The following is a 21796-nucleotide window of genomic DNA, read 5'->3' as shown; positions in this document are numbered from 1 at the left end:
GGTGATCCCCATCGCAATCTTGATGAAACTATATGACTTAGATAGTCGATTTGAAAAAAATCCGCTTGAGATGACAAAACGGTTCGGTGAACATCAGGCGCTTGATTACGCTCATGTCTATCGTAGATGGGAGGCTGGAGAATTATTTCCCGGGGAAACGCTCATCCGTCCGAAGAAGTGGTGGCAAGTGATGAAAAAAAGCGAAGTCATTCAACTTCCGGGTAAACAATTATCTCGAAGAGCGTTTGATAAATGGTACAAAAAACGTCTCGAGTTACAAAAATTATTAAACGTCACTGGTGGAGCGGGCGAAGAGGACATTTGGCGGATTCCGTTAAAACGTCATTTAGACTTTTATCAGATGTTACACCTCTTGAATGAACAGTATGCAATGTTTTATCGCGCCGTCATTCAATATCAAGTCGGGGAAGTCGAATTGAGTCCGTTCGTCGTCGGTCCATCCGCGATTTATATCATGGAATGGCTTGACGGTGACGAAAGTATCTATCATATCCGGCGAGATAAGTTGTGGCGGGAACAACCGTTCAAGGCATCCACAAAACAAATTTTGAATCCGAACATCGGTTTAAAGCGGACGGAAGATATTCTACGAGTCGTACTTGGGCGAGATTATGTCTTGCCGATCGAACGAGTCATTTTAGCACCTTCAGGTTATTTTGATCAGATTCCAAAAGAGACGACGACGACTTACGTCAATAAAGTCGAGTTTCCAAACTGGCTGCAACGAATGAATGCAAGTGCGCCGCATACAAAAGCGTTTCAGATGCGGGTGTGTGAAAAAATCCTAAAAGAGACCGTATCGATCCCGTTTCAAATGGCAATTCTAAGTGAAGGGCAGTCAGGAATTCAAGAGTAGGGGAGGAAGCGACGGCATTGTCGTTGCGAAAGACATGACGAACCAAGAGGTGGTAATACCGGTGATCCGGGCAGAGTTCTCATCGTTTCGAAGCATCCGAGTCGAGGTCGAAGGCAATCCGTCAATCCACTGGTCGCTTGAATGTGATGGGAAACCGCTTGAAATTCAACAGACCGAAATGCATCGAGAGGAACAGTTCGTGATTTATGAGTTAACGGTTCTTGAACCAGTCGAGTTAGAATGCCGCTATGAGGTGTTCGGAGCAGGCAGGTCAATCCGTGTCGTTCCTGATCGATTAGTTCGGACGGAAGCGTTCGAGCGAAAGTACCGTTACGAAGAGAAGCTCGGTGTCTGGGAAGAAGACGATACGTATCATTTTGCTGTCTGGTCGCCTGTCGCAGAGCAAATCGTGTGTATCGTATACGATCAAGATGAACAGGTACTCGGAAGACACAAGATGGAGCGACAAGAGCAAGGTACCTATCACCTTCGACTTGGGCAAGAATCAGCAGAACGATGGTACCGCTATGAAGTGACGACGTACGTTGGCACACATGAAGTCGTCGATCCATACGCTCATGCGATATCGGAGAACGGTCGTTACGGTGTCATCGCCGACGTTGAACAGACGATTTCCGAGTGGTTTCCAAAGCGAGTCGCGCGTCCTCTGTTCGTCAAACCGTCGGACGCTGTCATCTATGAAGCAAATATTCGCGATTTTACGATTGATCGTTCCGCTGGTTCAAGTCATCCGGGACAATATGCAGGGGTGGCGGAACGTGGAACAGTTTCTTCTCGTGGACATGCGACAGGTCTTGATTATCTTCTTGATCTCGGGATTACGCATCTGCAGCTGTTACCGGTCCACTTCTTCGAAACGACCGATGAACGAACAAGGTCGCCATATAACTGGGGATACGATCCGATGCTTTGGTTCGGATTAGCTGGGAGCTACGCGAGTTCGGTCGCACCGCTCGTTCGCGTCCGAGAATACGCGGATATGGTGGAGCGACTCCATGAAGCAGGGATTCGTGTTACGTTCGATGTCGTCATGAACCACGTTTTTGTTCGGGAGCGTTCCTCTCTTGAACAGCTCGTTCCGGGTTATTATTTCCGTTACGAAGTAGACGGCACGCTCTCAAACGGAACGGGTGTTGGAAACGATACCGCATCCGAGCGATTCATGATGCGTCGACTCATCGTTGATTGCTTGACGTACTTTGCTCGTGTCTACCGCATTGATGCGTTTCGATTTGATTTAATGGGCATTCATGACATTGAGACGATGAATGAAGTACGTGCAGCACTCGATGCGATTGATCCTACGATTCTTGTGTATGGAGAGGGCTGGGATCTTGCGACGGCATTGCCGGAACGATTCAAAGCGATGAGCGCCTCGGCTGCGCAAATGCCGCGAATCGCTCATTTTAATGACGTGTTCCGTGATGCCTTGAAAGGATCGACGTTCAGTGCATACGATCGAGGATTTGTTGCCGGAGACGGATGGAAAGAAGGAGAGGTCCGAAACGGGATTGCGGGTAGTGTTCATATCGATAACCAAACGTATGGACGTTTTCCGGAACCGACGTATTCGATCAACTATGTCGAGGCGCACGATAACCATACGCTGTACGACAAATTGAAGATCTCCTGTCCGGAAGCGGACGAACTTCAGTTATTACGGATGAGTCGATTAGCTCAAACGATCGCTTTGCTTGCGCAAGGCATTCCGTTTCTGCATGCGGGTCAAGAGTTCTTGCGTACGAAACAAGGTGTCGAAAACAGTTATAATGCATCGGACGAAATCAACCGAATGGACTGGGAACGCCGGGATGATCATCTCTCACTCGTTACGTATATCAAGACGATTTTACAAATTCGCAGAATGCATGGCGGATTCCGTCTACACCGGTCGAATCAGGTTCGAGAACTGCTTCGTTTCATCAACTTACGTCCGGGTGTCATCGCCTACGAAGTCGAAGCGATCCATTCGTACGATGCGTGGCAACGCACGCTCGTTGTCTACAATACGACGCACGAAATCGTGGAAGTCTCACTCGATCACTCGCGCTGGAATGTACATGTCCAAGGGGATGATGCCTCGGTCGACCCGCTTCTGAAAGGTGTCGATAGGATTCAAGTCCTTCCGTTGTCAACGACGATTGCGACGTGTTAAGATAAGCATTGTGCCTTAGGCAAATCTACTAAAAAAGTTGAGCGGATTATAATGGAAATAGATATTTTAGATGCGCTTGGCGAAGGCTGGACCCTTACGCCAGCAGGTGGAATCACAGGAGAAGCGTACATCGCTTCAACCGGACAATCAAAATTGTTCTTAAAACGAAATTCATCGCCGTTCTTGGCGATTTTATCCGCGGACGGAATCGTCCCGAAATTATTATGGACGAAACGAATCTATAGCGGGGATGTCATCAGTGCGCAACAATTCATTGAAGGCGACGAGTTGGAGCCGGAAATGATGGAACGTCCGGAAGTGGCGCGTTTGCTTGGGAAAATCCATGATTCGAAGGAATTGCTGTTCATGCTACAACAGCTTGACCAACGTCCGATCGAGCCTGATGAGTTATTGCGCCAATGTCACTTATATTTTCAACCAGAAGACTTAGAGAATCCAGAACTGGTAGAACTTGCGATGGATTATCTCGAACGAAATCTGGAGCAAGTAAGAACGGATGAACAAGTCGTCTGTCATTCAGATCTAAATCATAATAATTGGTTGACGGGAGCGGACGGTCAACTCTACCTGAACGACTGGGATGATGCGATCATTGCCGACCGTGCGTATGACCTCGGGATGATGTTATACAGTTATGTCGATGAAGCGGCTTGGCCTGAATGGTTTGAGCATTATGGTCATCCGTTGACGAATGATCTGAAACAACGAATGCATTGGTATGTCGTAGCGCAAGCTGTATTATCCTTGTATTGGTATGAAGATATGCGTCATCCGGATGTCGAGGACAGCTATCATTTTCTAGAACAGTTACTTGAATACTCGAACGACTAAAAAGCGTGTCATTCCGAAAAGGAACGACACGCTTTTTTGATTAACCTTCTGCGATTTTAATCTCTTTTTCAATATCATGACTTTCAAGATCCGCCGACCGATACGCTTCAGTCGTTGGTAAACGTAAATCAAGCTGCGGTTTTTCTTCGAATGTGACGGTGACGTTCTTGACCGTGTAGTCAAAGACATGGCCTCCGCCCGCGCGTTCAGCATCGATGAAATGAAGATGATATCCAGCGACGGCGATACCGTGACCGAACCGTGGTGTGTAGTAACCGGCGAGTGTTCCTTCCGTTTGTTCGAAAGTACGCGCGCTTTGAGAGGCGACAGCTTCCGTGATTGGAACGAACGGTTTCTCTTGACGTGCGACGGTACGTGTCTGCACCTCTGTGAACGTTCCATCAATTCGAACGGCATAAAAACTATTGATCGTCGGTAGTTGTTCATTCAACCAGTGTTCGAATTCCGATTTTGACATCTCTTCTGTCACGGAGAGCGTTTGCTCTGGCACGAAACGGGTCAATGTCGCAAACGGCGTCGTCGTCTCAGGCTGAAGTGGCCGAGCGCTACCGTCTGAACGGAGCTGGTAGAACTGACCATCAAAACCAATCATCTCACCATCCAAGTGGTCGAACGTTCCAATACCAAAATTCCGTTGATCAAGAACGGACGCGTATGTGACTTCACTCTCGAATACTCCGTCGAGCAGTGCCATCATCGTTGAAATCTGGACGAGCGTTTTATCGTGTGTCATGTGAATCCTCCTCAGTTCAATTGATCGAGATGAACTTGTTCTCCGAGCGCGATGTTGTCGCGATAATCAATCGGAACATCGACGATGACTGGTCCTTCTGTCGCGAGTGCTTCATCCATGATTGCGGCTAGTTCAGATGGATGATTGACGCGTAATCCTTTTGCTCCGAAACTCTCAGCATATTTGACGAGATCGACGTCACCAAATGACGTACCGGATTTCCGTTTGTATTTCATCTCTTGTTGGAACGCGACCATGTCGAATCCGCTATCACGCCATACGAAGTGGACGAGTGGTGAGTTCAAACGAACAGCTGTCTCAAGTTCCATCGCCGAGAAGAGGAATCCACCATCACCTGAAATCGAGACGGCCTTCTTACCAGGACGTACGAGTGTTGCTGCGATTGCCCAAGGAAGCGCGACACCAAGCGTTTGCATCCCATTACTAAAGAGAAGGTGACGTGGTTCGTACGAACGGAAATGACGTGCCATCCAAATATAGTGAGAACCAACGTCGACTGTGACCGTGACATCATCCGCAATTTTTTCACGTAACGTCTTCATGAAATAGAGTGGGTGCGTCAACGGAGAATCCGCGACAGGAGGAACATCGCGATCGACAAGACGTTGATGTAATCCTTCAAGGAATTGAGCTGAACTTTCAGGTAATGTGAGTGGTTGCAGGCGCTCGGCGATTGCATCGACCGTTTTCGCCATATCACCGACAAGCTCGCGGTCTGGGCGATAGAAGTGGTCAATTTCAGCACGCATTTGATCAATATGGACAAGCGTCCGGTCGTGCGTCGGTTGGTTCCAGAATTTCGGATCATAGCCAATTGGGTCATAGCCAATCGAGAGGACGAGATCCGCTTCTGCGAGCAGTGCATCTCCCGGTTGGTTACGGAATAGTCCGACGCGTCCATAGAAATTCGATTCAAGCTCACGTGATAATGTGCCGGCCGCTTGGAACGTCTGGACGACAGGAATCGAGACGTGTTTGAGCAGGGAACGAATCGCATGTACGACGTCCGGCTGACTCGCACGCATACCGAGCAACAAGACAGGTAGCTTCGCATCTTGGATCAAACGAGCTGTTTCTTCAACCCAAGCTTCTGGTGCAACACCGAGCTTCGGTGCTTCAACCGCACGGAATGCCGTGACGTTCGCTTCGCTCAATCCGACGTCTTGCGGGATACTAACGAAAGCAGCCCCAGATGTCGTTTCCGCTGTTCGGAAAGCATTGGACAGTACTTCTGGAATATTATCGGCATCTTGCACTTCTGCACTGAAGTTCGTAATCGGTGTAAAGAGTGCCTGATTGTCCATGGACTGATGTGTTCGTTTTAAGCGGTCTGCTCGTGTAACGGCTCCGGCGATTGCGACAACTGGGTCACCTTCAGAGTTTGCTGTCACAAGACCTGTCGCTAAGTTTGATGCGCCTGGGCCAGATGTTACAAGTACAACGCCTGGTTTGTCTGTCAAGCGACCAATGGCTTGAGCCATGAATGCAGCATTTTGTTCGTGACGTGCAACGATGAGTTCAGGTCCCCGATCCTGTAACACATTGAAGACGGAATCAATTTTGGCGCCAGGAATACCAAAAATGTAATCTACACCCTGTTCGATGAGTGAATCGACGACTAAGTCTGCACCTGTTTTCTTCTGTACTAGTTCTTTTGAATCACTGTTTTTATTTTCGTTCATTACAATTCTCCTTTTTACCAACGTTTTTTGGTGTTCGATAGCTGTAATAAATAATCTGTTTCGAAAAAAGTATACATCTGTTTCATGGTAAATCCAACCTAAATTCGTTTAGAGAATAAAAAAAGTACCTTGTGTACGATTACACAAGGTACAGAGATTGCGCTTATTCAACGTCGACTTTTCCGAAAGTCGCCCAGACGAATAAGGCACAGATGCCCATGACGAGAACGATGGGGGAGCCCCAAGCAATCAAGAAGTCTTCCATGGTATAGCCCTCCTTTTTAGTTCTTACGTACCTTTAGTGTAGTAGATTGCTCACTGTTTCTCAAGTGACGAACTGCTGAACATTCTTCAATCGGGATTGAAGAAGTTCTTATATAATTACCCGAATCATGATAAACTTATCTGCGGATAATTTAAGTTTGGAAAGGATGAACGATAGTGCGTTTACGACATAAACCATGGGCACAGGATTATATGAAGGAACAATCCTCGATCTATATAGCAGAACCAGCATCCCTGAAAGGAAACTGGGCGACAGAGTTTAAAAATGATAATCCGATCTACATCGAAGTGGGGTCAGGAAAAGGAGCCTTCATTACAGGGATGGCAAACCAACATCCGGAGATCAACTTCATCGCGATTGAACTTTTTGAGAGCGTAGCAGTGACGATCGTTCAAAAATTAGTAGAGGCTCCACAAGCAAATGTTCGCGTCTTGACGGTCGATGCGAAAGATTTACGTGATTACTTCGAAAAAGGTGAAGTAGCGCGCGTTTATTTGAACTTCTCGGATCCTTGGCCGAAGACACGCCATGCGAAACGTCGTTTGACGTATAAAACGTTCCTCTCAACGTATGAAGACATCTTACCTGCGAAAGGACAAATCCATTTCAAGACTGACAATCGAAAGTTGTTTGAATCGAGTCTGATGACGATGTCGGCATACGGTATGCGTTTTGACTGGATGTCGCTTGATCTACATGCGAATGAACCGGAGGATAACGTCCGGACAGAGTATGAAGAGCGCTTTTCTTCAATGGGTCAACCAATTTATCGGATGGAAGCAACATACCAAAATTAATTTAGACAAAAAGTTTTCTTATTTTCCTGGTATTTCTTTCACACTTTTTTCTTATTAATTGGTACAATGTTGTTGACTGAAGAACTTGTACTTATAGGTAAAGGGGGAATTTGGGGATGTGGCAGAAAAGCTTAGCCTTCGTAACGGCGCTCTTTCTCGCGTTAAGTATCGGTCAATCGGTACTTGCTGCGGTTGATACCTCAGAAATGACAAAAGCATTAAATGAGGAATTACCAACGACGCATTACGATTATAAAAAAGGTTCGGTCAAAATCGAGGATCCGAAGACGTTCACGAACGGAAAAGGAGAAGAAGTCATTGGCGGAATCGCTGTCATCAAGACAGTTCGTGACGGCATCTTCATCACAATCAAACGTGAAATTCACTTCTTCAATGCCGATAGCGGTAAATTGTTGACGAATGCCGACGCTGCAAAAGTTGATGGCGTAAAAGAATACATCGACAGCAACTCGGATAATCTTCATCAAAAAGTCGTTTACTGGTTACCGGTACTCTTGATGTTGTTGATCATCGCTGTACCAGCGATCGTCTTATACATCGTCGTACCACGTTTGTACTCTACTTCGGAATACATGAATCCGATTTATGAGCGCAACGATAACCCGCGCTAATCAAAAAAACCTCTACCCGTTTGGGTAGAGGCTTTTTTTTATGCTAACAACACAAAGATGAAAGCGAGTATGGCGGGTAATCCTTGTTTAAGTAAAATGGAACGATTAGCCGTCAAGGCGCCATAGAGTGCGGCGATGATCACACAAGCTAAAAAGAACAGTTGGACAGCAATATCTTCACGGATCAGACCAAACAGAAGACCAGCAGCTAAAAATCCATTGTAGAGACCTTGATTGGCAAAAAGCGTCTGGATTTGCTTAGATGCGACCGCTTCATCCGTCAGTCCGAATGTACGTCGTGCCGCCTTAGAGGATAAAAAGAACATTTCAAGAGCCATGATATAAAAGTGCTCTAAGGAAACAAGTAAAACGAAGATAGTAGCAAGAATGGACATGAATCATACCTCCTTTATAGGAACGTGAAAAAAAGACCGTACTTCATCGATTGAAGCACGGTCTTCTGATTAAGCGTATTCGAGTAATGCGCCAGTTTCGGCATCGACTGTGAATTGATACGTTTTTTCGTCATCACCTTCAAGGACCGAGATGCCACCTTTATAACTTTGGTAGTCACGTGACTCATATGCGTAAGCCTCCGGTGTTGCAGAGATCCATGCACCTTGGACACGTCCTTTTGCTGAAAATGTGCGTTTCGTGATTTCGAGCGCTTCTTCGGCAGAAAGTTGTTTATTGTCAACGGCCTTCTTCACTGCGAAAGCGGCGACGACAGCTGCTGCCAATCCGATAATCCAATAGCGTTTTTTCATTAAAATTCCCCTCCTTACAGGTTCTATTCCTACTGTACCAAATAATTCGTTCAGAGAGAAACAAAAGGTTAAGTGATTGAAGCAATTTTTTGTATAATGGGTAACAGGAGGCGATACATATGAATGAAAAAACGAGAGAGTTATTTCGAACACTGACGGAATTAAATGGGGCACCAGGGTTTGAACACGATGTTCGTCAGTTCGTTCGCGAACGCATTACACCTGTCACGGATGAGATCGTTACAGATGGACTGGGTTCGATTTTCGGGAAGCGAACAGGGGATGCGACAGGACCGAAAGTCATGGTTGCCGGACACATGGACGAAGTGGCATTCATGGTGACGCAAATCACGAAGAATGGGATGTTACGGATCCAACCGCTCGGTGGTTGGTGGAGTCAAGTATTGCTTGCCCAACGGTTCTCGATCTGTACAGACAACGGTATCATCCCTGGTGTCATCGCGTCGATTCCACCACACTTATTAACAGAAGAAGTACGCAATAAGCCAATGGCAATCAAAGACATGTTCATCGATATCGGTGCGGATTCAAAAGAAGAAGCGGAATCGTTTGGTGTACGTCCGGGTATTCCGGCAGTACCATTTTTCCCGTTCACACCGATGGCGAATCCGAAGAAAATCATGGCGAAAGCATGGGATAACCGCTATGGTGTCGGAATGGCAATCGAATTGTTGGAGGAGACGACAGCAGCGGATCATCCGAACATTTTGTTCTCTGGTGCAACGGTTCAAGAAGAAGTCGGATTGCGCGGTGCCCAAACAGCGACGACGCTTATCGATCCTGATGTGGCGTTCGTCGTCGATGCGTCTCCTGCCAATGATGCGTCAGGAGACAAAACGGAATTTGGTCAACTCGGACAAGGACCATTACTCCGTATTAAAGACAGCGTCATGATTCTTTCGAAAGAGATGACGGATTATGTCCTTGATACGGCAGAATCGAACAAGATTCCGTATCAATACTACGTCGGTGCAGGTGGAACGGACGGCGGTGTCATCCATCGCTCGAACAATGGTATTCCAACAACAGTCGTTGGTTTACCGGCACGTTATATCCATACGCACGCATCGATCATGCATACAGATGATTATGATGCGGCGAAGGAATTGCTACGAAAACTCGTCACGAATCTTGATACGACGACGCTTGCAACATTGCAAGTCAAGTAAATAACGAACGGGGAGGACCATCCTCATGAAATAGACGGCGGACTTATAATCCGTCGTCTATTTTATTGTAGTGAGAACATAATGATGTTGATTGTCTTGTCAGCTGGAAAAACAGCCTAGTCGAATCGAAAGTGGATTTGGTATAATGATACGCGATGTTGAGTAAAGGACGTGACAAGATGTTCAAGCAAAAGGGAATTTCACTTAGCCCTAAAGTATATTTCATCACTGTATTAAGTTATATGGCGCTTGGTTTATTCAGTTCGCTGATCATGGGCTTGATTGTTCAAACAATCGGAGAAGGGTTGGTAGATCGTGGTATCGAAGCAAGGTTTCTTATTCAATTAGGCGAGCAGGCGATTGCTCTGACGGGACCAGCGATCGGTGTCGCCGTAGCGTTTTCGCTTGAAGCACCGCCACTCATCTTATTTGCAGCAGTTGCGGTTGGAGCATTTGGATATGAAGCTGGCGGACCGGCAGGTAGTTACATTGCGACGCTACTTGCAACAGAAATCGGAAAACTCGTGTCAAAAATGACGCGACTCGATATTCTGTTGACGCCGTTCGTCACGTTGCTAGTTGGATTCGTTGCTGGACGTTATGCCGGGAAATGGATTGGAAAAGGCATGACCGATCTGGGTGAAATAATTCGCTGGGGGACGGAACGCGAACCGTTGTTCATGGGTATCTTCATTGCTACTGTGATGGGACTTGCATTGACAGCGCCAATTTCAAGTGCCGCACTTGGAATCATGCTTGGATTGGATGGACTTGCTGCGGGTGCTGCGACGATCGGCTGTGCCGCTCAAATGATTGGTTTTGGTGTCATCAGTTATCGTGATAACGGAATCGGGGGCGTCATCGCACAAAGTATCGGCACATCGATGCTCCAAGTCGGAAACATCATCCGCAATCCTTGGATTCTCATTCCGCCTACGATCGCAGGTGCTATCCTAGCGCCATTCGCGACTGTTCTGTTGATGCTTGAGAGCAACCCAGAAGGCTCAGGCATGGGGACGAGTGGTTTTGTTGGTCCATTGATGTTGTTGAAGACGATGGGGTTTGAAATGGAATACTATGTAGCCGTCATCGTATTATGTTTTATTGCGCCTGGCATCATCAGTTATCTCATCTATCGGTTATTACTTCGACTCGGTCGGATTCAAGATGGTGACTTGAAAATCGAATATTAAGTACAAAAAGCTGATTCTAAAGAATGTGTCTGTTTGACCGAATGGTGGATAAACAAGGACATACCTTTTGAATCAGCTTTTTTTCATTTCATAAAGAGAATCCGAATGAACTCGAATAAAAACTCGTGAAGAAGATGTAAAGATAAACGAGATAGAGGGGTATCAAGTAACGCATGCGCACGACAGGTAATTTCCGAGCAAGTCGTTTTCCGAGTGCTTCGAGTAGAATGATGACCGCGAAACCGACAACTAAATATAAAAAGATTTCGGGTAAGCTCCGTTCGGAATCAATGAAGGAATAGCCGTAACGTAAACAACTCGTCATGCCGATGAAGCCGACGAAGCGTTCGAACGGATGTTTGATTGGTTGATCTGCCATAGTGAAGTCCTTTCAAGGTGTTTTCTAGTTGCAGTATAGCAAACCGAGCACAAAAACGCACAGTCACATTTGAATATGCTATGATGAGGGCAATGACTTCTAGGGAAATTAAAGGAGGAAACCATCATGAAAACATTACAATCCAAACAAGAATTCGATACAGCAAAACAAGGCAAGGCCGTCTTTTTATTCTCAGCAAACTGGTGCCCGGATTGTCGCTTTTTAGATCCGTTCATGCCGGAAATCGAGCAGACGTTTGACGCGTTCGAATTTTACTATGTCGATCGCGACGATCACATTGAAATTGCCCAGGAAATGGACATCTTCGGAATTCCAAGCTTTGTCGCGTTCCGAGATGGTGAAGAAACAGGGCGTTATGTCGGCAAAGAGCGGAAGACACCAGAACAAGTGACAGCATTTTTAGAAACGGTTTAAGAAAAAAGCGAGCGCTGACTCGCTTTTTTTCATGATAGAAAGGATGAAATCAAGTGGAACTACAACAAATCCGAAGAATGATGACACAAACATTCGAAGAAGAAGGTTATACAACGTATTTCGATCGTGAAAAGTCCGTGTTACGAATTGAGCGGAAGCATGATAAATCAGGCGTTGATGTCGGATTGAACCCGCTCGTCGCAAAAGCAAAACGAAGAGGTGTCATCGCAGTCGAAGAGACGATCGAATACATCCGTGCTGTACTCGGACAAACGGATCAAATTTCACTCGTTGGACAAGAACAGAAAATATTCCCTGTCATTCGGGCTAAATCGTTTGCTGATACGACAAAAGAAGGAAAAACGCTTGTCAGCACACCACATACTGGTGAGACGAAAATCATGTACGCACTTGATTTAGGGGCGACATATCGTTTGATTGACGAGGAGTTATTGGCATCTGCAGAATGGACGGCTGAACAGCTGTCGGAAGCTGCACGTTTTAACCTGAAATCGCTCGATGCGCCATTTAAACAAGATGAAGTAGCGGGGAACATCTTTTATTTCTTGAGTCTTGGAGACGGATATGAGGCGAGTCGTGTCTTGAACAAGACATTGTTAGCTGATTACGCGGCGCGAATCGAAGGGGAATTCGCTGTTGGTATTCCACACCAGGATGTCTTGATTTTTGCCGATATCCGCAATGACGCTGGATATGATGTCTTACAACAACTCATGTTTGATTTCTTCTCGAACGGTCGTGTACCTGTTACGGCATTGCCATTCTTATATGAAGATGGCAATCTTGAGCCGGTCTTCGTCCTTGCGAAAAACAAGCAGCCGAAAGAGTAAAGAATCTGATACAATAGGCATTGTGAGAAAGACGGAAGGGAGTCATGGATTGAATGAATGTGTTTTATAATAAAGAGGGCGTCGGTGACGTCTTAATGATCATTTTAGAAGACGCACCACGTGCGGAAGTGACGGCGACTCGTGAAGGAGACGTAGCAACAATCAAGCATGGTGATCGTATTGTTGGTTACAACTTGTTTGAGGCGTCGAATACATTTACGATCGAGTCACAAGGACCGGTTGAATTGACGGAAGAATTGGCAGCACGCATCCAAAACGAACTTGCAAACCGAGATATCGAATTGTCACTCGAACAAGTTGACTATTCTCCGAAATTCGTTGTCGGGTTTGTTGCTTCTTGTGAGAAGCATCCGGATGCTGACAAATTATCGGTCTGTCAGGTAGAGGTGGATAACGGAACTTTACAAATCGTTTGTGGAGCGCCGAATGTAGCGGCGGGTCAAAAGGTCGTCGTCGCTAAACCGGGTGCGGTCATGCCGTCTGGGTTAATCATTCGTCCTTCAGCATTACGTGGCGTACCGTCAAGTGGTATGCTCTGTTCAGCGCGTGAGCTCGGACTTGCCAATGCGCCACAAGAAAAAGGGATTCTTGTACTTGATGATACATCAGCAGTAGGGGAAGCATTCTCAATCGGTCGATGATTCGACCGATTTTTTAACAAGATGGAGGGGTGAACGTATGAGTAATCGTTATGAACAGTCACTAAAGGAGCAGGCTGCCCGAATTCGTCGAGAGCTTGCGGGGGAACGTGAGACAAAGCCGGTAGAGCGTCCGAAAAAAGAGGAGCGCGAAGACCGCTTCGTTTTAACAGATGTTCCTTCACCGATTTATGGATTCCAACGTCCGAAACAATCTGTATCTGAAACGGTAGAAGCTGCGGAAGAAACAAAAACCGTTGAACAGGTTTCAGATGCAGATGAACAGGGAATTACTGATGAGGTTACTTTGACGGAGCAGGAGGCTGTTGCGCCGGAAGAAGTTGTCTTAGACAATGCAGAAGCAGATGCTGGCTTTGTACCGGTGACGGACGTTGAATTACTTGTACCGGAACCTGAAGCCAATCAAGATCACGTAAGCGAAGTCGAATTGCCGACCGTACCTGAAACAGAAGAAACGGTTGTAAAAGAGCGGGTAAGTGAAGCGCCTTCTACACGTGAAACCGTAGAAGAGCAAACTGTTCCGATGGATACATCGAGCGAGGCACTTCTTGATGATCAAGAAGCAGAGAAGCAACAATCGGAAGAAGTCACTTCGATTTTGGATCCATCTGTTGCTGAAGCGGAAGCAGTAGCACCCGTTCAGTCGGAAGTGAAAAAGCCGGTTGGACCGCCTGTCAATGTCGTTATGACGACAAAAGACTTGATGGCGATGTATCGTGCGCGTCGAGAGCAAAATAATTTACATGGTAAAAAATAAATCGGTTTGCTATAATGGTACAGGTTTTGTACCCGAGCCCGATGGTACGGACCGGAACGTGAATTGGAGGGCTTTTATATGACAAAGTATCATTTTGTTGGAATCAAAGGAACAGGGATGAGTGCGCTCGCCCAAGTACTACATGAGATGAATCATGAGGTACAAGGTTCAGACATCGAAAAGCACATTTTTACTGAAGACGCGTTACGGGCTAAGGGAATTCCATTTTTCCCGTTCAATGCGGATAACATCAAAGAAGATTATGTCATCATCCAGGGGAATGCCTTTGGAGATGATCATCCAGAAATCGCACGGGCAAATGAACTTGGTTTAACGATCCATCATTATTACGATTTCTTAGGACACTTAGCAAATGAATATCGTTCGGTCGCCATTACAGGCTCACACGGAAAAACGTCGACGACAGGTTTGCTTTCACACGTCTTGAGCGGTATTACACCGACGGCCTTCTTGATCGGAGACGGAACAGGGGCAGGAGTAGAAGATGCGAAGGCATTCGTCTTCGAGGCATGTGAATACAAACGTCACTTCTTATATTACAAGCCGGATTACGCTATCATGACGAACATCGACTTCGATCATTCGGATTATTTCACGGGAATCGATGATGTCGTTTCGGCTTTTCAAGAGATGGCGATGCAGGTCAAGCAAGCAATCGTTGCTTGTGGAGATGACGAACATCTTCAAAACATTCAAGCGAATGTACCTGTTCTTTATTATGGATTCGGAGAAAACAATGATTTCCGAGCTGAAAATGCGACATCAACGCCAGACGGCACATCGTTTGATGTCTATTTACGTGATGATTTCTATGGCACGTTCCTGATTCCAGGATTCGGTCGTCATCATGTCTTGAATGCATTATCTGTCATTGCGATCTGTCAGTACGAAGGATTGAGTAAAGAAGACGTTGCTGAACGTTTAGCAACATTCGGTGGAGTGAAACGCCGCTTCAGTGAGTCAGAATTTGGCACACAAATCTTAGTAGACGACTACGCACACCATCCAAAAGAGATCAGCGCAACGATCGAGTCGGCACGGAAGAAATATCCGGATCGTGAAGTCATCGCGATTTTCCAACCGCATACGTACACACGCTTGAAATCATTCATGGATGATTTTGCGACATCTTTACGTGAAGCAGATGCGACATATCTATGTGAAATCTTTGGTTCAGCACGTGAGCAGGAAGGGCAAGTTCGAGTCGAAGATTTGCAGGAGAAAATTCCGCAAGCTTCTATTCTGACGCGCGACAACGTTTCTGTCCTACGTCAGCATGAAAATGCTGTGCTTCTATTCATGGGAGCGGGCGACATTCAAACGTATCAGCATCAATATCAAAGTGTAAAATAAGTGAGAACCAAAAGTGTCACTCGATTAGAGTGGCATTTTTTTGTCGTAAATTTGAATTGTGATAGTAAAATCAAAAAACTGATAGGGAAAATCTAAAATAGGATTGCATCTTGAAATAAAGTTTGAAATAGTGTGTATGTGTTGAAGTTATTATAGAGAGGAAAGACACCATGGGACAGATTTTACTCATCTTATTGCTCCAGTTGATTTACGTTCCTGTTTTGACATTGCGGACGATCATGCTTGTTAAAGGACGGACCGTCATTGCCGGACTCTTTGGGACGGTCGAAACATTGATTTACATTTTTGCACTAGGAATCGTGTTCCAAGACTTAACGACACTTGGTATGGTCGTTTATGCACTCGGATTCGGACTTGGTATACTCATTGGTGGATATGTCGAACGAAAACTAGCCATCGGTTACAATATGATCCAAGTACACACACAAGAATTTCCGGCAGAACTCATTCAAGTCATCCGTGATAATGGTTTCGGTGTGACGCATTATCAAGGACAAGGTCGAGACGGTGTTCGTTACCGATTAGATGTCCTTGCGGCACGAACACGTATGAAAGTGCTCCGTAACCTCGTCGAGGAGTATGAACCGAAAGCATTTCTCGTTGCCTTCGATTCCGTCGACTTCAAAGGCGGATATATGCTAAAGGGATTAAAACGTCCGCGATAATCCAATCTTCCTGAAAATGATGTTTATCCTTTGTTATTTAAGGATAAAGATGAATTAGAACATCAGGAAAGGGGAATATCAGATGATCAGTAATCATGCAAAATCAGCTTTGAATCAACAGGTCGCAAACTATGGGGTCCTATTCGTTAAGCTCCATAACTACCATTGGTATATTAAAGGTCCAGACTTCTTGACGCTTCACGAGAAGCTTGAAGAACTCTATACATGGGTGTCTGAGCAGTATGATGTCGTTGCGGAACGTCTCTTGATGAATAACGGGACACCTTCAGCGACGCTAAAAGAATATTTAGAACAAACGACACTCGAAGAAGCAAAATCAGGTTTGTCAGCAGATGAGATGATCGATTCGGTCATTAAAGACTTCCAACAAGTCCGAAAAGAGATGCTTGATGCGATTGAACATCTTGAGGCACAAGACGTAACAGTGGAAGATGATCTGCTTGGTCAAGCGAAGGAAATCGAAAAACAAATTTGGATGCTTCGTGCGACATTGAAAAAATAAGATATAGAAAACGGATGCCCCTGTCCTATGAAGGACGAGCCATCCGCTTTTTCTTATTTCAGGTTTTCAGGATTGAGGACTTCGAGTTCAGGAAGGACGAAACGACCGTCTTTACGGATCAATACGTCGTCAAACCAGATCTCCCCACCACCGTAATCAGGGCGTTGGATGTTGACGAGATCCCAGTGAACGGATGAATCATTACCGTTGTAGGCTTCTTCGTAAGCTTGACCCGGCGTGAAGTGGAAGCTGCCATCGATTTTCTCATCGAACAGAATATCTTTCATTGGATGCTGGATAAAGGGATTGACGCCAATCGCAAATTCACCGACGAAACGAGAACCCGCATCTGTATCGAAGACTTGGTTGATACGATCCGTATCGTTCGCCGTCGCTTCGACAATTTTACCGTCTTTGAACGTCAGTTTGACGTTTTCAAACGTGAATCCTTGATACGGAGATGGTGTGTTATATGAGATGACACCGTTGACGGAATCTTTAACGGGTGCCGTAAAGACTTCACCGTCCGGAATATTGGCATTTCCGGCACATTTGATTGCTGGGATGTCTTTGATCGAGAACGAAAGGTCCGTTCCTGGTCCGACGAGACGAACACGATCCGTCCGGTTCATCAAATCGACGAGCGGTTCCATCGCTTGTCCCATTTTTTCGTAATCAAGCGTACAGACATCGAAGTAAAAGTCTTCGAATGCTTCTGTCGATTGATTGGCAAGTTGAGCCATCGATGCTGTCGGGAAGCGAAGGACGACCCATTTCGTTCCTTTGACGCGATCCTGTGTATGCATCTTACCAATCGTTTGACCGTACAGTTTCATTTGTTCAGCTGGTACATCCGATAGTTCATTGATGTTATCACCAGCTCGTAATCCGATGTATGCATCCATCGCCTGCATCTGCTTACGTTCGATGTCTGCCATCAATTGGAGTTGCTCTTCTGAAGCATTTCGGTATAATTTTCGTAGGATACGATTATCCTTAAGTAAGACGAACGGATGACCGCCAGCCGCGTAGGCAGCTTCTACGAGTGCTTCGACTAGTTCACGTTCGATACCGAAATTTTCAATCAATACTTTTTCACCAGGTTCAAGGGCAACCGAATAGTTGATCAGATTCGTTGCCAGTTGAGTAAGACGTGGGTCACGCATGAAATTTCCCCCTCGAAATGGATGATGTAGGTTTCAATTATCATTGTAACGGAAATAAACCATTTGGAGTAGCAGGAACGACTTGCTACATGTCGAACTAACAACAAAAGACTACGCAAAAAATTGGAGGCAAGAACCATGGAAATCACATTAGGCGGAATCGCCGGATTAGTCGCTGCGATCGCATTCGTAGTACTCGTCATTTTCCTTGCCCGTGTACTAAGTGCTGCAAGTAAGACGCTGAACAATGTAGCCAACACGACAGCAGGACTTGAACGTCAATTGGACGGTATCATGATGGAGACGACAGCGTTGTTACATAAGACGAATCGTCTTGTCGATACGATTGAAGAAAAAACCGAGTTGCTTGCACCTGTTGCAAACTCGATCGAAGAGCTTGGTACGTCCTTGAATAAAGTAACAGATTCTGTCCGGACGGTATCCGATACGGTCGCTGGTGCGGCAGATACGAATAAAGACCAGATTGCACAAGCAGTCCGTTGGGGCTCAGTCGCTGTAGAATTATTCAAAAAAAATAAACCGGCAGAAACAACAGTTTCAAATCATACGACAGCAACGACGACAGTCGAGAAAAAACCACGTCGTCGATTCCGGAAAAAAGCAGAGACACCGGTTACACCGGAAGTCGTATCCGTCCCGGACGTCGAAAGCATTCCAGATGAGTTGAAAGGAGATCGTAAATCATGACGAAACAACACCCATATCAAACACAAGATTCTTCTAAAGGAGGAGGTTTCCTCGCGGGAATCATCGTTGGTGGATTGATTGGTGCCGCGGCAGCTCTCCTTTCTAGTCCGAAATCAGGTCGTGAGATGCGCGACTTAATCGACGAGCGTACGGCTCCTGCACGTCAACGTTTGACAGAACAGACGCAAGTTGTTCGCGAAAAAGCAGAACCACTCGTAGGAGAATGGATTCAACTGGCAAAAGACAAAGCAGCACCTGTCATTGAAAAAGCGAAGAATAATTCGACGGTTCAAGAAGCGGCACAATACGCTGGTTTTGAGAAGGATCAGGCAAGTATCGATGCAGCTCTCGCAGAAGCAGAACAGCTTGTACGTGACATCGAGCGTGAAATTGGGGACGAAGTCGATGGCGCATCCGTGGCAGAAGAAATCGATACGGAAACGGTCGTTGATCTTTCAGAGCTACGGGAACAGTTAGCGGAAGAGCAAGAGGAAGACAATGACCCACAATCTGATGTGAATCATAAGAAATAAGAAGTGAATACGGAGCTCTCATCATGAGGGCTCTTTTTCTATGTTTCTTTATAGAGAAAACGTAGAAAAAATTATATGAAAAAACGTAATTTATTTTCATATTTTAAGAAATCATGCAGCTTCTTTATGTACAACATGGAAAGAGTTCGTTATAATTAGTTGCTATTACGAGCTATATGCTGATTAGGGAGTGGTAGGACATGGATCAACACGCAGAATTAAAAAGATTACGGGATGAACTCGATTTAGTGAATGCAGAATTATTGGAATTGATGAACCGACGTGGTCAAATTGCTGTCGAAATCGGAAAAGTCAAACGAGCACAAGGGCTTGACCGTTACGACCCTGTTCGGGAACGTCAAATGCTCGAATCAATTGCTGCTAATAACCATGGACCTTTTGAAACAGGACGCCTTCAGCATGTATTTAAAGAAATTTTCAAAGCTTCTCTTGAATTACAAGGAGAAGATCGGACTCGGAAATTACTCGTATCACGGAAACAAAAACCGACGAACACGATCATCCGAATCGGAGATGCTGTCATCGGAGATGGTTCTCAACAATTGATTGCTGGACCATGTGCGGTCGAGAGCGAGGAACAAGTATTCGAAGTCGCGGAACAACTCGCGAAACACGGCGTGAAGTTCATGCGAGGTGGAGCGTACAAACCACGCACATCACCTTACGACTTCCAAGGTCTTGGACTCGAGGGTCTAAAAATGTTGAAAAAAGCAGCGGACGCGCACGGTTTGCATGTCATCACTGAAATCATGACGCCGAGTGCGGTTGAATCTGCTTTACCATATGTCGACATTATCCAGGTTGGCGCACGCAACATGCAAAACTTCGATTTACTAAAAGAAGTCGGTCGTACAAATAAGCCGGTTCTTTTAAAACGAGGACTTGCTGCAACACTCGAGGAGTTCATGTACGCGGCTGAGTACATCATGGCAAGTGGTAACGATCAAGTCATTTTGTGTGAGCGCGGCATTCGGACATATGAACGTGCAACACGGAACACGCTTGATATCTCAGCAGTTCCAATTCTGAAGCAAGAGACACATCTTCCTGTCATGGTCGATGTGACGCATTCGACAGGACGGAAGGATCTTCTGTTGCCAACAGCGAAAGCGGCTTACGCGATCGGTGCTGATGCTGTCATGGTTGAAGTCCATCCGTTTCCGGCACTCGCACTATCTGATGCGAACCAACAACTTGATTTCCAAGAATTCGATACGTTCGTCGAAAACTTGACGACTACCTTTCCGGCACTAAACGTTCAATGATTTTCGAAAAAGGGTGACCTAAAGCGAATGAAAACGTTTTACAATGAAGGAAGAATGGGAAAAGAAAACTATCTTTTCCTGTCTTCCTTTCGTGTTGCCTAAAAATGAAAACGAAATGAAAACACTTGAGATGGATCATACTAAAGGAGGAATTTGTTTTGAATAGTAATATTACGATTTATGACGTCGCACGAGAGGCGGCTGTCTCGATGGCGACCGTATCGCGTGTCGTCAACGGGAATCCGAACGTTAAACCATCCACACGAAAGAAGGTCCAAGATGCAATCGAACAACTGGGTTACCGCCCAAACGCTGTTGCTCGTGGACTTGCAAGTAAAAAAACGACGACTGTCGGTGTCATCGTACCCGATATCTCGAACATCTTTTTTGCGGATTTAGCACGGGGGATTGAAGATGTTGCGACGATGTATAAATATAACATCATTCTTTGTAACTCCGACCAAAATCGAGAAAAAGAAATCCATTTGCTCAATACATTACTTGGAAAACAGGTTGATGGGATCATCTTCATGGGTGGGCGTCTACATGAGGATCTCGTTCGTGAATTCAAGACATCACCTGTGCCCATCGTTCTCGCTGCGACACTAAATCAAGATTATGACCTTCCTGCCGTCAACATCGATTACGAAAGTGCTGCACATGACGCCGTCAAATCATTGATTGACCGTGGACATGAACGGATCGGGTTCATCACTGGTCCACTTGAACAGCAAATCAATGGCGAAAAGAAATTTGCTGGTTATCGTCGAGCGCTCGAAGAGGCGAACCTTCCATTCAGCGAACAAAACGTCGTCCTTGGAAACTATACGTATGATTCAGGAATGAAGGCGATGAACCAGTTGCTTGAACTTGGAGAAGATTGCCCACGTGCGATTTTTGCTGGAACAGATGAGATGGCTCTTGGTGTCATCCATGCCTTACAAGATGCCGGACACCGTGTTCCAGAAGACTTTGAAGTCATCGGACACGATAATACACGTCTTGCGACGATGATTCGTCCGAAACTGACGACTGTCGTTCAGCCGATGTATGATATTGGAGCAGTCTCGATGCGTCTTTTGACAAAGATTTTGAACAAAGAAGAAATCGAAACGAACGATGTCACGTTACCACACCGAATCGAACAACGGGATTCGACACGCCCTTAATCGAAAAAGCGTCTCTTCTCTC

Annotated in this window: 24 protein-coding genes; 18 read left to right on the top strand and 6 right to left on the bottom strand. The window is 45.8% G+C overall.

Going from position 1 to position 21796, the window contains the following annotated elements:
* The first annotated feature begins 1 nt into the window (after position 1).
* The 3 genes from ASG02_RS09105 (at position 2) to ASG02_RS09095 (ending at position 3905) form a co-directional block, all read left to right on the top strand.
* Positions 2–877 carry a hypothetical protein gene (locus ASG02_RS09105; RefSeq protein ID WP_235514019.1) on the top strand — a complete coding sequence of 292 codons (876 nt, stop codon included), beginning with the start codon at positions 2–4 and terminating at the stop codon, positions 875–877.
* Between the two features lie 61 nt (positions 878–938).
* Positions 939–3053 (top strand): type I pullulanase, encoded by a 2115-nt coding sequence (gene pulA, locus ASG02_RS09100; RefSeq protein ID WP_235514018.1) that lies wholly within the window; start codon positions 939–941, stop codon positions 3051–3053.
* A gap of 51 nt (positions 3054–3104) precedes the next feature.
* A complete protein-coding gene (locus ASG02_RS09095; RefSeq protein ID WP_056062733.1) occupies positions 3105–3905 on the top strand; it encodes a phosphotransferase family protein in 801 nt (266 codons plus the stop codon).
* Positions 3906–3945: 40 nt separating this feature from the next.
* On the opposite strand, the gene budA is transcribed toward ASG02_RS09095, so the two are convergent.
* Together budA and alsS are read right to left on the bottom strand one after the other, a co-directional pair.
* Positions 3946–4659, bottom strand: coding sequence for an acetolactate decarboxylase (budA, locus tag ASG02_RS09090; protein ID WP_035406157.1), 714 nt, complete (start codon positions 4657–4659; stop codon positions 3946–3948).
* Between the two features lie 11 nt (positions 4660–4670).
* Positions 4671–6362, bottom strand: coding sequence for an acetolactate synthase AlsS (gene alsS, locus ASG02_RS09085; RefSeq protein WP_056062730.1), 1692 nt, complete (start codon positions 6360–6362; stop codon positions 4671–4673).
* Between the two features lie 441 nt (positions 6363–6803).
* Between alsS and trmB the strand changes: the two genes are divergently transcribed.
* Both trmB and ASG02_RS09075 read left to right on the top strand, forming a co-directional pair.
* Positions 6804–7445 carry a tRNA (guanosine(46)-N7)-methyltransferase TrmB gene (gene trmB / locus ASG02_RS09080; protein ID WP_035406161.1) on the top strand — a complete coding sequence of 214 codons (642 nt, stop codon included), beginning with the start codon at positions 6804–6806 and terminating at the stop codon, positions 7443–7445.
* A 116-nt stretch (positions 7446–7561) separates the two neighbouring features.
* Positions 7562–8077 (top strand): hypothetical protein, encoded by a 516-nt coding sequence (locus tag ASG02_RS09075; RefSeq protein WP_035406163.1) that lies wholly within the window; start codon positions 7562–7564, stop codon positions 8075–8077.
* A 38-nt stretch (positions 8078–8115) separates the two neighbouring features.
* Here ASG02_RS09075 and ASG02_RS09070 read toward each other — a convergent pair whose 3' ends face one another.
* A complete protein-coding gene (locus ASG02_RS09070; RefSeq protein WP_035406166.1) occupies positions 8116–8472 on the bottom strand; it encodes a DUF1304 domain-containing protein in 357 nt (118 codons plus the stop codon).
* Positions 8473–8541: 69 nt separating this feature from the next.
* Positions 8542–8844 carry a PepSY domain-containing protein gene (locus ASG02_RS09065; protein WP_012371126.1) on the bottom strand — a complete coding sequence of 101 codons (303 nt, stop codon included), beginning with the start codon at positions 8842–8844 and terminating at the stop codon, positions 8542–8544.
* Positions 8845–8963: 119 nt separating this feature from the next.
* Here ASG02_RS09065 and ASG02_RS09060 point away from each other — a divergent pair, with 119 nt between their 5' ends.
* Both ASG02_RS09060 and ASG02_RS09055 read left to right on the top strand, forming a co-directional pair.
* Positions 8964–10034: a M42 family metallopeptidase gene (locus tag ASG02_RS09060; RefSeq protein ID WP_056062727.1), complete on the top strand. Its 1071-nt coding sequence runs from the start codon at positions 8964–8966 to the stop codon at positions 10032–10034.
* 179 nt (positions 10035–10213) lie between these two features.
* Positions 10214–11227, top strand: a complete 1014-nt coding sequence (locus ASG02_RS09055) for a PTS transporter subunit IIC (RefSeq protein WP_056062724.1) — start codon at positions 10214–10216, stop codon at positions 11225–11227.
* A gap of 88 nt (positions 11228–11315) precedes the next feature.
* Here the strand turns inward: ASG02_RS09055 and ASG02_RS09050 are convergent, their stop codons facing one another.
* Positions 11316–11606, bottom strand: coding sequence for a hypothetical protein (locus ASG02_RS09050; RefSeq protein ID WP_056062721.1), 291 nt, complete (start codon positions 11604–11606; stop codon positions 11316–11318).
* Between the two features lie 126 nt (positions 11607–11732).
* Between ASG02_RS09050 and ASG02_RS09045 the strand changes: the two genes are divergently transcribed.
* The 7 genes from ASG02_RS09045 (at position 11733) to ASG02_RS09015 (ending at position 16912) form a co-directional block, all read left to right on the top strand.
* Complete coding sequence (locus tag ASG02_RS09045) at positions 11733–12041, top strand: thioredoxin family protein (RefSeq protein ID WP_035406177.1); 309 nt, start codon at positions 11733–11735, stop codon at positions 12039–12041.
* Positions 12042–12094: 53 nt separating this feature from the next.
* A complete protein-coding gene (locus tag ASG02_RS09040; protein WP_056062718.1) occupies positions 12095–12892 on the top strand; it encodes a DUF1444 domain-containing protein in 798 nt (265 codons plus the stop codon).
* Between the two features lie 53 nt (positions 12893–12945).
* Positions 12946–13554, top strand: a complete 609-nt coding sequence (gene ytpR / locus ASG02_RS09035; RefSeq protein ID WP_056062715.1) for a YtpR family tRNA-binding protein — start codon at positions 12946–12948, stop codon at positions 13552–13554.
* A gap of 37 nt (positions 13555–13591) precedes the next feature.
* Entirely contained in the window at positions 13592–14329 is a 738-nt protein-coding gene (locus ASG02_RS09030; protein WP_056062712.1) for a hypothetical protein, read from the top strand.
* Positions 14330–14407: 78 nt separating this feature from the next.
* Positions 14408–15703 carry a UDP-N-acetylmuramate--L-alanine ligase gene (gene murC / locus ASG02_RS09025; protein ID WP_035406189.1) on the top strand — a complete coding sequence of 432 codons (1296 nt, stop codon included), beginning with the start codon at positions 14408–14410 and terminating at the stop codon, positions 15701–15703.
* 170 nt (positions 15704–15873) lie between these two features.
* Positions 15874–16389, top strand: coding sequence for a DUF2179 domain-containing protein (locus ASG02_RS09020; protein ID WP_035406192.1), 516 nt, complete (start codon positions 15874–15876; stop codon positions 16387–16389).
* Between the two features lie 82 nt (positions 16390–16471).
* Entirely contained in the window at positions 16472–16912 is a 441-nt protein-coding gene (locus ASG02_RS09015) for a DNA starvation/stationary phase protection protein (RefSeq protein WP_023469073.1), read from the top strand.
* 53 nt (positions 16913–16965) lie between these two features.
* Here ASG02_RS09015 and ASG02_RS09010 read toward each other — a convergent pair whose 3' ends face one another.
* Positions 16966–18078, bottom strand: a complete 1113-nt coding sequence (locus tag ASG02_RS09010) for an aminopeptidase (protein WP_035406195.1) — start codon at positions 18076–18078, stop codon at positions 16966–16968.
* A 138-nt stretch (positions 18079–18216) separates the two neighbouring features.
* Between ASG02_RS09010 and ASG02_RS09005 the strand changes: the two genes are divergently transcribed.
* The 4 genes from ASG02_RS09005 (at position 18217) to ccpA (ending at position 21774) form a co-directional block, all read left to right on the top strand.
* A complete protein-coding gene (locus ASG02_RS09005) occupies positions 18217–18786 on the top strand; it encodes a DUF948 domain-containing protein (protein WP_035406198.1) in 570 nt (189 codons plus the stop codon).
* The gene (locus tag ASG02_RS09000; RefSeq protein WP_056062709.1) at positions 18783–19319 is read left to right on the top strand and encodes a YtxH domain-containing protein; all 537 of its coding nucleotides are present in this window, start codon (positions 18783–18785) and stop codon (positions 19317–19319) included. Before ASG02_RS09005 ends, ASG02_RS09000 begins: the two co-directional genes overlap by 4 nt.
* Before the next feature lie 200 nt (positions 19320–19519).
* On the top strand, positions 19520–20605 hold the full coding sequence (locus ASG02_RS08995; protein ID WP_035406204.1) for a bifunctional 3-deoxy-7-phosphoheptulonate synthase/chorismate mutase: 1086 nt from the start codon (positions 19520–19522) through the stop codon (positions 20603–20605).
* Between the two features lie 158 nt (positions 20606–20763).
* Positions 20764–21774 carry a catabolite control protein A gene (ccpA, locus tag ASG02_RS08990; protein ID WP_035406207.1) on the top strand — a complete coding sequence of 337 codons (1011 nt, stop codon included), beginning with the start codon at positions 20764–20766 and terminating at the stop codon, positions 21772–21774.
* The last annotated feature ends 22 nt before the right edge of the window (positions 21775–21796 follow it).

The sequence above is a fragment of the Exiguobacterium sp. Leaf196 genome (assembly GCF_001423965.1).
Taxonomy (GTDB): domain Bacteria; phylum Bacillota; class Bacilli; order Exiguobacteriales; family Exiguobacteriaceae; genus Exiguobacterium_A.
Note: the sequence above shows the minus strand (reverse complement) of the source record. Positions and strands in the feature narration are given on the sequence as shown.